General features: G+C 67.2%; 14 protein-coding genes. 10 read left to right on the forward strand and 4 right to left on the reverse strand.

The genetic code is table 11. The annotated features are described in order from the left end of the window. Positions 1-28: 28 nt before the first annotated feature. Entirely contained in the window at positions 29-460 is a 432-nt protein-coding gene (locus KBX50_RS04625; RefSeq protein WP_210934902.1) for a hypothetical protein, read from the reverse strand. After that, positions 457-2,403, reverse strand: coding sequence for a GNAT family N-acetyltransferase (locus KBX50_RS04630; RefSeq protein ID WP_247673084.1), 1,947 nt, complete (start codon positions 2,401-2,403; stop codon positions 457-459). Before KBX50_RS04630 ends, KBX50_RS04625 begins: the two co-directional genes overlap by 4 nt. A gap of 796 nt (positions 2,404-3,199) precedes the next feature. Between KBX50_RS04630 and KBX50_RS04635 the strand changes: the two genes are divergently transcribed. Continuing rightward, positions 3,200-3,889: a hypothetical protein gene (locus tag KBX50_RS04635; RefSeq protein WP_210934905.1), complete on the forward strand. Its 690-nt coding sequence runs from the start codon at positions 3,200-3,202 to the stop codon at positions 3,887-3,889. 182 nt (positions 3,890-4,071) lie between these two features. Continuing rightward, entirely contained in the window at positions 4,072-4,593 is a 522-nt protein-coding gene (locus KBX50_RS04640) for a hypothetical protein (protein ID WP_210934907.1), read from the forward strand. Between the two features lie 390 nt (positions 4,594-4,983). Here KBX50_RS04640 and KBX50_RS04645 read toward each other — a convergent pair whose 3' ends face one another. Further along, positions 4,984-5,250, reverse strand: a complete 267-nt coding sequence (locus tag KBX50_RS04645; RefSeq protein WP_307870847.1) for a DUF559 domain-containing protein — start codon at positions 5,248-5,250, stop codon at positions 4,984-4,986. A gap of 97 nt (positions 5,251-5,347) precedes the next feature. On the opposite strand from KBX50_RS04645, the gene KBX50_RS04650 reads away from it, so the two are divergent. Both KBX50_RS04650 and KBX50_RS04655 read left to right on the forward strand, forming a co-directional pair. Further along, entirely contained in the window at positions 5,348-6,124 is a 777-nt protein-coding gene (locus KBX50_RS04650; protein ID WP_210934912.1) for a transposase, read from the forward strand. 804 nt (positions 6,125-6,928) lie between these two features. Beyond that, positions 6,929-8,401 carry a tyrosine-type recombinase/integrase gene (locus tag KBX50_RS04655; protein WP_210934913.1) on the forward strand — a complete coding sequence of 491 codons (1,473 nt, stop codon included), beginning with the start codon at positions 6,929-6,931 and terminating at the stop codon, positions 8,399-8,401. A gap of 283 nt (positions 8,402-8,684) precedes the next feature. Here KBX50_RS04655 and KBX50_RS33775 read toward each other — a convergent pair whose 3' ends face one another. Beyond that, the gene (locus KBX50_RS33775) at positions 8,685-9,158 is read right to left on the reverse strand and encodes a helix-turn-helix domain-containing protein (protein WP_374224573.1); all 474 of its coding nucleotides are present in this window, start codon (positions 9,156-9,158) and stop codon (positions 8,685-8,687) included. Between the two features lie 202 nt (positions 9,159-9,360). On the opposite strand from KBX50_RS33775, the gene KBX50_RS04665 reads away from it, so the two are divergent. From KBX50_RS04665 to KBX50_RS04690, 6 genes are all read left to right on the forward strand, one after another. Further along, complete coding sequence (locus tag KBX50_RS04665; protein ID WP_210934915.1) at positions 9,361-9,852, forward strand: hypothetical protein; 492 nt, start codon at positions 9,361-9,363, stop codon at positions 9,850-9,852. 564 nt (positions 9,853-10,416) lie between these two features. Then, positions 10,417-10,623, forward strand: a complete 207-nt coding sequence (locus KBX50_RS04670) for a hypothetical protein (protein WP_210934916.1) — start codon at positions 10,417-10,419, stop codon at positions 10,621-10,623. Continuing rightward, the gene (locus KBX50_RS04675; protein WP_210934917.1) at positions 10,620-11,207 is read left to right on the forward strand and encodes a hypothetical protein; all 588 of its coding nucleotides are present in this window, start codon (positions 10,620-10,622) and stop codon (positions 11,205-11,207) included. The genes KBX50_RS04670 and KBX50_RS04675 overlap by 4 nt, the downstream gene beginning before the upstream one ends. A 298-nt stretch (positions 11,208-11,505) precedes the next feature. Further along, positions 11,506-11,817, forward strand: coding sequence for a hypothetical protein (locus KBX50_RS04680; protein ID WP_210934918.1), 312 nt, complete (start codon positions 11,506-11,508; stop codon positions 11,815-11,817). Further along, positions 11,811-12,173, forward strand: a complete 363-nt coding sequence (locus KBX50_RS04685) for a VRR-NUC domain-containing protein (RefSeq protein ID WP_210934920.1) — start codon at positions 11,811-11,813, stop codon at positions 12,171-12,173. Before KBX50_RS04680 ends, KBX50_RS04685 begins: the two co-directional genes overlap by 7 nt. Further along, a complete protein-coding gene (locus KBX50_RS04690; RefSeq protein WP_210934922.1) occupies positions 12,170-12,811 on the forward strand; it encodes a vWA domain-containing protein in 642 nt (213 codons plus the stop codon). The genes KBX50_RS04685 and KBX50_RS04690 overlap by 4 nt, the downstream gene beginning before the upstream one ends. Positions 12,812-12,846 lie beyond the last annotated feature (35 nt).

Genomic DNA, 12,846 nt, shown 5'->3' on the forward strand with positions numbered 1-12,846 from the left:
AGGCGGACGCATGCGTCGACCGGTGTGCTCAGGTGGTGACGAGGTCCCGTAGGCCGGCGGGGTCGCCTGCCGCAATGTAGCGGAAGCTCTGTGGAGGGCGGAAGGGTGCCTGCTCGCGTAGGTGGTGCAGCGGTAGCGGCTCGTTGAGGCGGTTGACGGTGGTGAGGTGCAGGAGGTGTGCGTTCGCAGCGCCGTCGAGGTAGGTGTCGTATTCGTCGCGGTTGAGGCCGAACTGCTGGTGGAAGCGTCGCCATCCGTCGTCGGGGGCGCAGACGGTGGTGGCGCCGAGTCGGGCGGTGCCGACGACGGCCATCTGTGGGGAGCTGGCGTAGAGGATGATCGGTGTGCCTGGGGCGGCGTTCACCGGGCGTCGTCGGATCTCGATGTTCTTGGTTCCGTTCAGGATGGCGGTGGCGAAGCGGGGGCGAAGCGAGAGCAGCAGTGTGCGCTGATGGTTCATCGGGCTCGGCCTTCCTGGTAGAGGGCGGCGAACAGCGCGGCGGTGATCCGCGTTGGTTGTTGCGGCGCGGTGGCCGGGCCGCCGCGTGTGGCGGCGAGTCGGCGGAACGTTTGCCGGGAGATCGGCCGCGGGAAGATCTCGGTGTTGGTGAACCGTAGGGCTTGTGCGTGGCCGTTGCGGGCGACTCGGTGCACGGTGTTTCTGTCCCAGACGCCGAGGTGCTGGAAGCGGTCGTAGAGGTCGTCCGGTGGGTCGGTGACGACGGCGTCGAGTTGGGAGCAGGCGATGATGGCCGCTGGTTGTTGGGTGGTGGTGCCGCCCTTGCTCATGTACCAGAGCAGTCGTGCGGGAGCCTGGGGCCTGGTGCCGCCGGGGCTGCGGTAGTAGACGTGTTCCCGGCTGATGCCTAGGGCGTCGTGTCGGGGGAAGATGCTGGCGGGCACGCCGAGCAACTGGCTTGAGAAGGGTTGCTGGATGGGGATGAGGTAGGTCGGCAGCTCACTGTCGACGATCTTGATCGGCCACCAGATGCGTTCGAGTTCGGCGGCGGTGACGGCGGGCATACCAGATCGTAGCGGTGCGGGTGCGGGCAGTCCGGCTATCTTCGCCGCGGAGATCGCGGCCCGTTCGACCTCCGCGGCGGGGCCCACTGCGGCGATTGCGTAGCCGTAGAGGGTGCCGTCGGTTTCCTGGAAACCGTCGTCGACCGCAGCGAGTCGCGCCTGGGGTGACATGTGCGGATCAGTTATCTGGATCATGGGGAGCGCGGCGTATCGTGCTGACTGCCGTAGGCGGAACAGCAGCTGCCGGGCGAGGGTGTCGGCGAGTGGCTGGTTCGCCACGCGCAGTAGCGGCACTCGTAGGACGCCGGACGACTCGGTGGTGGCGTAGGCGGCGGCGAGTTCGCCCGTGGGTTGGTAGATGCCCAGCCGTTGGGCGCCGCTGACGGCGAGCTTGTTCAGGGCGCCTTGGAGTTGGCGTGGCCGTTCCCCAGAAGGGTGGTTGCGCAGCGCTTCGATCGTCTGGTTCTCGCCGCTGCGCAGGCGTCGCTCGACGTAGCCGGTGTCGAGGAGGCTGGCCGGACGGTAGGCCTCGGCGTGCGCTAGCTCGTCGATGTGGATGACCACGTCGGCGGGTCGCATGATTCGCAGGCCGTGCCGCTCGGCGACCTCCCGGTAGATCCTGGTGAGGTTCTGATCGTTGGTGACGAGGACGTTCAGTTTGGCGGCGATGGCATCACCGACGTGCTGCAGGTCCAGAAGGTCTTGGGTGTCTCTCGGGTTCGCGGGATCCAGCGGACGCGTGTATCGCTGCAGTTCGTCGATGATGTGGGCACGCGCGGCGGGATCGGAGCGCACCGAGGGGAACGTCTGCACCCGGTCGGTGCATTGGGCGCGAAGATCGCTGTCCAGCCGGTCGATCTCGGTGTTCAGCGCCGCGGTGCGGACGATCTCCAGGAGCCCGACCAGGTGCGGTGCGAGCAACGCGTGCGACTCGTCGGCGTTGGTGCGGCCGGCCTCGGTGAGGTCGCGCACCACGTTCATGTCGATCGCCGCTCGGACCAGGACGGTGTCAGCGTCCGCGGAGAGCAGGTTGGGGTGGTCGTGGTCCCGCCACCAGTCGATCAACGGTTCTCCGCTGCTTCCACGGCCTGGGCGTTCACCGCGCTGCGCGAAGCCGAGACGGATCCACATCTCACCAAGGCGGTAGTCGCGCCGGCAGCGAGCGGCGATGCCGAGGTGATCATGGTGGAGATCGCTGATCCGCTCGACAAGCAGCCGGGCGATCCCCTTGCCGCGCCAATCGGGGTCGACGCATAGGTGACTGAGCCGCACCCGTCGACGTGCCAGAGCGAAGAGGGCGTAACCCACGACCCGTTCGCCGGCGTGGGCCACCAGCAGGGTGCCCTTGACGGCGGCGTCATCGTAAGCGGAGAACGGCATGTGACCGAGAGTCGCGCGGGCAGCGTTTCCGAGCTGGATGGCCGCGTCGATAGCTTCCCGATCTTGCGGGCCCGGTGTCACCAAATTGATAGAGGTGGGACTGTCGGCACTCCCCATTGCCAGCATGTACGCAGTGTCCACGATCCACTGTTATGTGTGAAGGCCTCGGTGGAATCGCCCGGCGTCTCCGGAAGGCATACAGGCGACGGAAGCCGCCGAGGGACACCGACAGTTCGCTGATCGAGAGTGTCGATGATCCAATTCCGGGGCAGAGTCGGCTCAGGCGCGGACGTGCTTACGGCATAAGGATCACCGGCTGCGGCCGTATCGGTTCGGTGCGGTGCCACACTCCTTAGCTCGCTGCGACACGGAGCCTGCTTGCACACGGGGAAGCCTTGGAGGAAGTCGCCACGGCGAACTGCCGTCAACAACAGACCGTGAAACGTGGCAGGGCCCGGACGTCCGGGCCCTGCCACGTGAGCCCGGCTGGTGGCTCAACCTGCAAACGCATCCGGCGGCAAGGTCGACCTGATCGACGGGCGGCGGTCGGTACGTGCTTACGCCGCGACAGGCGCGAGCGGGTGCCGCCGCGGGCCCGCTGGCGAGAGCTTGTGCAACGAGGAGTGGTACCTGTAACCAGGTCGAACGCAGCGCCCATTTCCTTCGCCCGTGGCCGCCTCCACAGCGCTTAAGGGGCTCGGGCTCGGCGCTAGGCCAGTTCCTGGGCCAGCGATCATTCGCGATGGCGTGACAGGATGGCTCTGTCGATCGGCGTTAGTACAGGAGCGTGAGGTCCGTGCGCGTCAACAAGAGCGAAATGATCGAGGGCCTGCCTGCGGTAGCAGCGCGAGATCTGATGCGCGCCTACCGGGATCACACTGGCGCCTGGCAGGCGGCGGAAATCCTTCACGCTTCGGAGGCTGACGCAACTGCTCACCTCGCACGGCTCTGCGCCGCAGGTTACCTGGACAGTAGCGAGCACTCAGGCGGCGAGACGCGATGGATCACGACGGTACGCGGGAACGCGCTCGCGCAGGCTTCCTTCCGGAAGCCGATCAGCCGGGCGACCGCCGAGAAGCGTCTCGCGTCCACGATCGAACGAGTCCAGGAGTACAACTGCGACCCCCGTAAGTTGCTAACAGTCACCCGTCTTGTGGTGTTCGGCAGCTACCTCGACGTGGAGAAGGAGCAGCTCGGCGACCTCGATCTCGCCATTGAGGCGGTTCGTAGGGTAGGAAGCGATGAGTGGGTGCAACGGTCTCTCGAGTATGCGGCCTCAAGTGGCCGTAAGTTCGGCCGGTTCATCGATGAGATCGGCTGGCCCGGGCGAGAGCTCAGGATGCTCCTTAAAGGTGGCAGCGCAATGGTCAACATTACCAACGAGGACGTGAAGCTACTCACCGACCGCTACCGCCTGGTTTACGACGTGCGGGACGATGCGCGTGCTGTTCAACCGAGCCCCGACGCGATGGTTCACCCGTTCTAGGAAGCACTCACGAGCTAGTGCCCTGAGCCTGCATCACCGGCGGGATGGGCCTTAGCTCGTTCTTGCCAGGTCGCCAACCTGACGACCAGTCGGCAGGCAAGGCAGCCTCGCCCCTACCGGGCCTTCTGCCGGTTCCTCCGCGCGGGCCGCGCGGCAGCGCCCACATCGGTACGGTGACGGCCATGAATGAACCGCGGTATGGGTATGGCAGAGGAGAACGGCCGCTGTGGTCGCCGCGTGACCGCGCCGCCGAAGACATCCGGCGAGTGCTGCGCCGTGCCGGTTTCCGTGACTTTAGCGAGCAGCATCTCGACGGGTTCGCCGTGGAGGGCGCCAACACCAGCCAGGACGGGCCGGAGGAATTCAGCGTCGCCTACTGCGGCACCAGCAACTCCGACCCGCTGCACCGCTACCGGGAACTGCTGGAGCGGGCCGGCTACCAGGTCGACCCTGACCCGCAGGACGCCCACCTCCTACTCGTGCGGCGCCGGCCCGCTAAGTCCACGCCGGCGACCGCTGGCCCCGATCGGGCGCTGGCCCCAGCGGCTGTGTGCGCGGCGCTGGCAACGATCGCGCTGGTCGCTTCCTGGATGGGCAGCGGGCATGTTCGGCTGGCCGGTGGGATCGGCTCCGCTGTCCTCGGTGTTCTCGCGGTGTTCCTGGCTGCGTTGTGGTACCGCCGCCGGCTCGACGAGCAGATGTGAAGAACCACCATCAGCCCCAAGGCGGCACCGGATCAGGCCACCGTCTACGAACCTCGGGCATGCCCTCAGACCGGGAGGGGCCAGGCGGGTAAGCCTGGCCCCTCCTCCGTCAGGCGATGAACAGCGCGACGACGGCAGCGACGGCAGCGACCAGCGTCCAGTCGGCTCGAGAGGGCACCTCACAGGTGTGATTGCATCGTGCGCCGCGAACACCGCCGGAAAGGTCGCTACGACCGTGGCTCGCCGACACAGACAGCATCGACGGCACGCATGAATCAGCCCACGCCGAGCGAGCTGATGATGACGATGATCATGCTGCCGGTACCAGCAGACCGTGAGCCAGTCGGGCCACCCGTGCAGGCGGGACCGGTTGCAGAGCCTCCAGGGTCATTAAACGGTGGCTTCGTCGAGGTAGCCGTGGCTGGTGAGAATGCGCCCGAAGAATGCCTGTATCTCGGTCCGGGCCTGTCGTGCGTCGCGGAACTCGTGTCCGCCGAACCGGTAGACCTCGTAGCCGTCCATGCGGAGCGCACGGTCCTCGCGCATCATGTCTGCGTACAGCCGTGGGCTCGGGCGGTCGCCTTCGGCGTAGTGGTGCTGGCCGTCTATTTCGATCACCAGGCGGCGCCTGCCTCGTAGCAGCATGAGGAAGTCCATACGCTGGCGCGGCAATGGGCCAGCGGTACGGCGTCGTTGGCGGCTGTAAGGGTCGTAGTGCCAGGTTCACCTCGACGCGGACCTGCAGGTAATGGGCATGCTCGCCGACCGGCGTGACGAGCTCGGCCGCGCCCGCACCCAGACCATCAACCGGCTGCACCGATTGCTGCTGGAACTGCTACCCGGCGGGGCGAAGAAGTTCCTGTCCGCGCCACAGGCCCGCGCGTTGATCGCGACGGTCAAACCCCGCGACATCGTGGGCAAGACCAGACGCCGCCTCGCCGTCGAGCTGATCAGTGAACTCGAGGCGATCGACAAGAAGATCAAAGCCGCAGAGAAGGACCTCAAGGAGCTGGTGGCCGCCCGCGGCTCCACCCTGATGGAGCTGCACGGCATCGGCCCCTCAGGCGCGGCCCGCCTCCTGGCAGACGTCGCAGACATCAGCCGGTTCGCCGACCGCGACCGGTTCGCCTCCTGGAACGGCACCGCACCCCTGGACGCCTCCTCCGGCGACCAGAAGCGTCACCGGCTCTCCCGTGCCGGCAACCGGCGGATCAACCGCACGCTGCACATCATGGCCGTGGTCCAGCTGCGCAACCGCACGCAAGGCCGCGCCTACTTCGACGCGAGAAAGGCCGCCGGGAAGACCTCCATGGAAGCCATGCGTGCCCTCAAACGCCGGCTGTCCAACGTGGTCTACGCACGCATGGTCGCCGACCAGAGGAGAAGCCATGCGGCGGACCCGGGAGGGCACTCGGGGACGACTCTGCAATCCAGCGTGACCGACCTGACCCCGGACATCGGCCCTTCGGACAAGCCACTTCCCGGACCCGCCACCAACCACCCTAAACCCTTGGTGTCAGCGGCGCCTTGACATAAAGGGGTGCCATGAGCGTGCCCCCGGTCGAACGCCGCCATGAGCTGCCGGGCAACACGGACATCGTTCGCGGGTAGGACGCTGGCCGACTCGCTGCCGCGCCGGCTGGCGGCCCAGGAACACGTCCCGACCGGTTCTCACGGTCGGCCGCGCCGTGTGGCCTACCGCCCGTCACCGCATGGGGCCTCCATCAAGCAACCGGCTCGCCGTTACGAGGGTCGGCTTCGGCTGCCCACGCCACCTCAGCCCTTCCCGATCGGACATCTCGCCCCCACCACGCCATCAGATCAGCCGCGCCGCAATCAGATGCACGGCCACATGATCGTCGCCTCCAACCATCCGTCTCCAGCCGGCCGTGCCGCCCTGCCGACGCCACGGCGTCGACCCAGCTGAGCACCGACCGCGACGCCCCCGCAGCATCCCCACCGCTAGATCCACACAACCGGCCACAGTGGACAATCGTCCACGTTCGGATGACGGTCGCCTCAGCCATGATCCAGACGGGGCGACACGCACACGCACTGGTCAGCACGCATGCGCACGAACCGCCCCTCGGACGGCACGCAGACTTTGGAGCACCAACGGAGCACCAAGCTCCCACATGGTGGAAGATCACGGCACATGCCGGGAAAGAGTCAAGGCCGCAACCAACGTTTTTGCTGGTCACGGCCTTGATCGCGTGGCGCGCCCGAAGGGACTCGAACCCCTAACCTTCTGATCCGTAGTCAGATGGTCCCGGTTACCCTGGCCTGCAGCTATGCATATTTGTCCGTATTTGACATGTTGCAATGTCGACGGAACGTGACGATAGACTGCGGTTCCCAACCCCCTCGTGCATCCATGGATGCACGCTTCAGAAAGGCTGGCGAGACCTTGGCGACGAAGGGACAGCGCGGCACCAGCTGGCGGGTGTACTGGCGCCGCAAGGGCCGTGACGGCCGGTCCGTACGCGACCAGGCGGGCAAGGTGATCACGGAGTCAACCACCTGGCCAAGCGAGGAACTCGCTGATCGAGCACTGGAGATCGCGGAGGGGCACCGCCACGAGTGGACCGCAGAGCAGGTGTACGCGGAGATCCTTGGCCCGTCGGAGGAGGAGACGCCGTCCGGGGCTCCCACCTTCGCTCAATTCTTCGACGAGTGGCTGCCCACGAAGACGCGCATCTCACCCGGAACACGTGCGCAGTACCAGCAGCAGTTCCGCGACCACCTCGCGCCCACGTTCGGCAGTCTTCCCCTGGACCGAATCGACTACAAGCTGATTGGCCAGTGGATTAACGCGCGCAGGGAAAAGGTGAAGCCCACAACCGTCACCCGCGAGTATTCGGTGCTGTATCAGGTCTTGGAGAAGGCCGTCGTCGAGGGGCATATCAACCGCAACCCTTGCCGGCAAACCGACTTCAAGCGTGACCGGCGTGAGGACGACGACGTCCCCGACCTCCGGGAGAAGTACCTGACTGCGGACGAGTACGACTTCGTCAAGTCGCTGTTCGCCGAGGAATGGCATCCGCTGCTGGAGTTCTTCGCCGGCACGGGGGCGCGGTGGTCGGAGGCAACGGCGGCGACCATCGGTCACATCGTGCATCCGACCGATCGCGATCCCGTGCCGAAGATCCGCATCTGGCAGGCGTGGAAACGGACGGGAGAAGGCGCCGCGCAGTACCTGGGTGTCCCCAAGGGACGGGAGAAGCGCACGGTCCCGATCGAGATGCCCTTGTACGAGCTACTGCTGAAGATCACCAAAGGCCGCAGGAAAAAGGAGCTGATCTTCCCCGGGCCTGGTGGACCACTTCAGCCCCTGCACTACTCGAACTTCTGGAACAAGGTGTGGGTGCCCGCGCTCATCGAGGCGCAGCGTTGCCATGAGCACCCGCCGCCGCCTCGCGAGCGTCGGCTGGAGGGCGCCAAGGGTCGGTGCCGCGACTACGGGGGGATGACGAAGAAGGGCGGACCCTGCGGCGCGCGGGTGCAGACCGGGATCACGCGCTGCACCGGGCACATGGGGCCGGACCCGGACGCGGTGTCGACCTGCGACTGCCCGGGGGTGCTGCGGCTCGACGGTGAGGTGTACGGGCCGCACCTGTTGCGACACTCGTTCGCGACGTGGCTGTACAACCAGGGTGTCCCGCGGATCACGATCGCCAATCTGCTGGGCCACGCCGACACGCGGACCACCGAGCGGTACGGCCACGACATGCGGGATGAGGCGTCGGTCGTGTTGGCGTTGGCGACGGCCCGCTCCCGGGTTCCGGCGTCGCCGCGAAAGGCTGCGTGACAGCCCCTACGGCTGGTCGAGGGGCGTTGCTGGGCCGTCCAGCTCCGCAACGCCCCTCGGCCGCGGTAAGGCACCGGCGGCCCGGAGTGCTCGGCCGGCGGGCTCACTCACCGTCGGCGGCGGTTACTGAGGGTCTCGGACTGGCCGCACGTTGTGATGTGACGTGTAACGTATGAGTACGAGAAGCGGCCACGTGAGCGGGGCCGATTGCCCCATCTGCACCATGGCCGCCATTACCGGCAATCACCGCGTGTAGTTGTTGATCATTACGCTGAGTAGTTACTCAGGCGCTACGCCGAGCGGCCCGATCGCCTTCACGCCGCTGGCGGCTAGCACCCGACGAAGGCGCGCTCGACGGAGCCTGGCTGCCGCCTTCGCCACCCCCGGTCATGCCTACGACCATGTCGTAGAACTGGAGCATCGTCCGACGCTGATCCCGCGTGAATATAGGGTCGGTCATGATCGCCTCGCGGGTGGCGGAATGCCTGGATACAGGCGGTTCGTAGCCCGCTAGAACGCGAGCCTGGTTCCGGTTGAGCCCTATGGCCTTCGCGATCGCGTCGACAGTGTGCCTGCGAGGCTTGTCACGCCCGTAGGAGAGTCGGTCGACGGTCGGGCGCGTGACCCCGCTAAGTCGGGTGAAATCGGACTTTGTCATGGAGTGCTCGTCGAGGAACTTCATCACCTCGACGTACAACCCGTGCGCTACTCCCTGTCGATCACTACTCACGCCCCACCCCTGCCGCTCGTCACGCATTGCTTTGTAGCACAGCCAACGTTACAGGTCATAGCAGCGCCCAAACTTAATCAAGATTTATGGATCGAACAGCTACCGACCGCCACGGGGGCGGCACGAGTCGGAGCGGCCGGCAAACGTGAACGGTTGTTGTAATGATGTGTAACGAGGTGTACGTTACGGATCGCTACAGGCGTTCCGGCACGACGCAGGTGAGGGCGGGTTGGCACAGCACCGGGTTGATGGCCTGACCATCGACGAGACCAGCCGCCTCCTCCGTGTCTCGCGCTGGACGATCTGGCGCGCCGTCCGCGACCGCCTGCTCCAGGTGGTCGTGGTTGACGGACCCGGACGTGACGGAGCGAAGCGGATCACCCGCGCCAGCCTCGTCGCCCTGGTCGCAAGCTGCACCGTCGCACGGGAACAACCGGGGGACCAGCACGTGGGGCACAACACCGACCCTGATCTCGACCTGATGACGTTCGAGGAGTTCGCCGCCGAGACAGGTATCTCGAAGCGAGTCCTGGACGACATGGCCCGCAACCGCGGGCTCACCCACATCCGGTTCGGCAAGACCAGGTACCTCAACCGGACGCAGCGCGCCGAGTTCCTCAAGGCTCACACCGTCACAACGAAGGTGGGTGACGAACTCGAAGCCGTGCGCGCCCGGGTACAGCGGCAGCTCGCACGCAAGCGCAACACCGGGCGCGTGTGATGGCCAGTCCCACAACCCACCTCTGGGCCCCGACGGCAACGAACGGGCCTACCCACCGCTTTACCCGGGCGCCCAATCCCCCGGGGGCGTCGGCGCAGTAAATGCCCGGCGCCCCCGGCAGGGTCCCTACCTCCACAACGGGTGAGGCGCCGCCCCTCGGCAACGGGGTTGGCGCCTCACCTCGGCCATTCCATCGACCTCGCCCAACTGGAGAGAGCGGGCCATGACCACCCAGCAGAGTAACGCGCCCGCAGCGCCTGGCAACACCGCAACAACCGACACACGGCACGTCGTCCCCGCCGACGCGACCTGCGGCCTGCCGAGCTGTCGACTGCCAATCAACGCACACCCGCCAGTCGAACGAGCGGGCGTGCCGGAAGGCCCAATGCACGTAGACGGTGTGGTCGTGGGTAACGCCCGGTGCGCCTACCTGCTCACGCTCTCCCGCGCAGGCCACCTGTGCGAGGCGTGTGGTCGGGACAACCGGCAGTGCACCCACACCCACGCTGCTCGCGCGTGGACCACCCGACTTCGCCCCGCGATCGTCCTGCCAACGGAGGGGCGATGACTCGGTACGCGCTCACCGCCCAGAAGCACGGCCGGATCCGGCAGTTCGGCACGACCGACGACCGGACCGCGGCCGAACGATTCCGGACCTGTCTGGAGGCCAGCCTCGGCGTGCCGGTCATCGTCGCGGAGATCTCGGCGCCTCACCCCGCCGACTGCAAGATCTGCCACCTTCCGAGGACGACGCAGGAAGGTGCGTCGTGATTGAGCCGCCGAACGGGACCGTACTGCGGATGCGTTGTCCCCGCGACCTCGTCTTGCTGGTCGAGCGGGATGACTCTTGGCACGGAGCATCGCCGTGCAGGTGGTTCCTTCCCACCGGCGACGCCGAAACGTGGGAGGACATCGAGCAGCGCCTGCGGCGAGCTGTCGAGTGGCACTTCGTCACGCCCGCCGTCGAGGTCGGCGAGGCGTTCAGACGGCTGCGCGAGACGTTCAACGAGGCTATGTGGCGGGCCGGCCAAGCCGAACCAGGCGACCGCCGCACCGTGCAGGTCCAAGTGGCGCTGTCGGTGGAGCGAGCCGCGCAGGCGCTCGCGGACGCGGCGGGCCTGCCTGCTGTGAACTGGTCGCTGAGGGCATCTGGGGCGACCGGCGACGAGGACGCCACTCGTGTGCTGCCGGCCGTGGGCATGCCGCCCGGTGGCCCCGTTCCGCTGCGCGAGGTGCTGCCCCACGTCGCTGACGATCTCCGATTCCGCGCCAACCGCCCGACCGTCGGCGATAACCGGGCGCCCGAGTCGAGGTGGACCAGGTCGAGCAAGCGTGCGAACGGAGGGCAGCGTTGAACGACAAGCGGACGACGTTGCTCGGACATCCGCCGCCGGACGCAGGCAGGGACCGTCAGGCACGCGACGTACGGGGCGGCTGGTGGGTGTACCTCGCTGACAGGTCCGGACGTTTTCGGTGGCGGCTCATCGTCGACGTTCGGTTCCCCCGAGCTGAAACCGGCGGGGGCGCGCGGCGTGTGCTCGTGTGTGCCGACGGGGTGGAGGCTGATCTGCCCGCCCGTCAAGTGGTGCGCGCCGTGAACCCTCTCGGACTGCGCCGGATGGGCCTGGCCGGCGTTGACCCGGGGACGCTGCAGTGAGCGCGCCACCGGTCCCCCATCTGCCGGTCAACCGCGACCGGATGGTGTTCGCCAAGGCCATCCAGGCGCGGTGCGTAACTGAATGGCCGGTCGGTCACCGCACGGAGACGCGGCGCCGTCGCATCGGCGGCAACAACAGCCTTCGACGGCCCAGTTGGCTGCGCTGCAAGCGGCTCGCCGACGAGTTTGACCGGGCGCAGCTGGCGGTGCGGCCGACGCAGAACCTGCCGGCGGAGTGGAGCCTCACGCCGGCCGGCGAAGCGTGGCTGATCGCTGCTCAGCAGCAGATCGAAGGTGCGCCGTGGTGAAGGCGGAGGCGTACCTGCAGAGCAACGTCCTCAAGCTCTGCACCAGCTACCGGCTGTTGGCCTACCACACACACGACTCGCGGCGGTCCCAACCAGGTTTCCCGGACCTGGTGATCGTCGGTCCCGGCGGGGTGCTGTTCGTCGAGCTGAAGTCGGAGGCCGGCAAGACCACTGCCGACCAGGAGAAGTGGCTGGCCGCGCTCAACGGCGCCGGTGTGCGAGCAGAACTGTGGCGGCCCGCAGACCTGTACTCCGGCCGAATCAACGACACCCTGCGCGACCTGGCCGCCAAGCGTCGGCCGCGCAGCGTCACCTGCCCGTCCTGTACCCACAAGATCCCGCTGGAGGCGGCGTGAGCAAGAAGCCCACCACCCACGTTCTCCTCGTCACCGACATGTCCGGGTCGATGTACCCCCTGGGTGCCGATGTGCGAGGCGGGTACAACGCCTATCTCGACGGGCTCGCCCGCGACGGCGACGTGCGGTACCGCATCACCTCGGCGTTGTTCAACGAGCAATACCACCTGCTGTGCGCCGCGGCGAAGCTGAAGGACGCGCCGCGACTCGACGAAAGCAGCTACAGGCCGGGTGGAGCCACGGCGCTGCTCGACGCTATCGGCAAGACCATCGCCGACTTTGAGACACGCGTACCGACGCTCGGCGAGGCCGACCGGGTGCTGCTCGTGGTGCAGACCGACGGTCAGGAGAACGCCTCCTGCGAGCACCACACTGCCGACATCCGCCAGATGATCGCCGATCGGGAAGCGGGCGGGCGGTGGTCGTGCATCTACCTGGGCGCGGGCCCCGCCGCCTGGCGCCAGTCCCGCAACCTCGGGTTCGCCGCCGGCCAATCGGTCAACCTTCCTCACAGCAGCCAGGCCACCCGCAGCACCTACACCGTCCTGACGGACGCGACAAGCCGCTACTCGCGCGGGGCCAGCGGCGCAGACACGACCAGGTCCATCGCGGACGCGACCGGCGGCGAGCAGCGATGACTCGTGCAATCGCCGCAATCCGCGCCGGGGGTACG

It is taken from the genome of Micromonospora sp. C51, from assembly GCF_018070435.1.
In the GTDB taxonomy this organism is placed as follows: domain Bacteria; phylum Actinomycetota; class Actinomycetes; order Mycobacteriales; family Micromonosporaceae; genus Micromonospora; species Micromonospora sediminimaris.

Bases quoted from the DNA above. Each gene is read 5' to 3' on its own strand.
- KBX50_RS04670 (WP_210934916.1), top strand. From the start codon at position 10,417: ATGACTCGGTACGCGCTCACCGCCCAGAAGCACGGCCGGATCCGGCAG.
- KBX50_RS33775 (WP_374224573.1), bottom strand. From the start codon at position 9,158: ATGCGTGACGAGCGGCAGGGGTGGGGCGTGAGTAGTGATCGACAGGGA.
- KBX50_RS04640 (WP_210934907.1), top strand. From the start codon at position 4,072: ATGAATGAACCGCGGTATGGGTATGGCAGAGGAGAACGGCCGCTGTGG.
- KBX50_RS04645 (WP_307870847.1), bottom strand. From the start codon at position 5,250: ATGGACTTCCTCATGCTGCTACGAGGCAGGCGCCGCCTGGTGATCGAA.
- KBX50_RS04625 (WP_210934902.1), bottom strand. From the start codon at position 460: ATGAACCATCAGCGCACACTGCTGCTCTCGCTTCGCCCCCGCTTCGCC.
- KBX50_RS04630 (WP_247673084.1), bottom strand. From the start codon at position 2,403: ATGCCGTTCTCCGCTTACGATGACGCCGCCGTCAAGGGCACCCTGCTG.
- KBX50_RS04650 (WP_210934912.1), top strand. From the start codon at position 5,348: ATGCTCGCCGACCGGCGTGACGAGCTCGGCCGCGCCCGCACCCAGACC.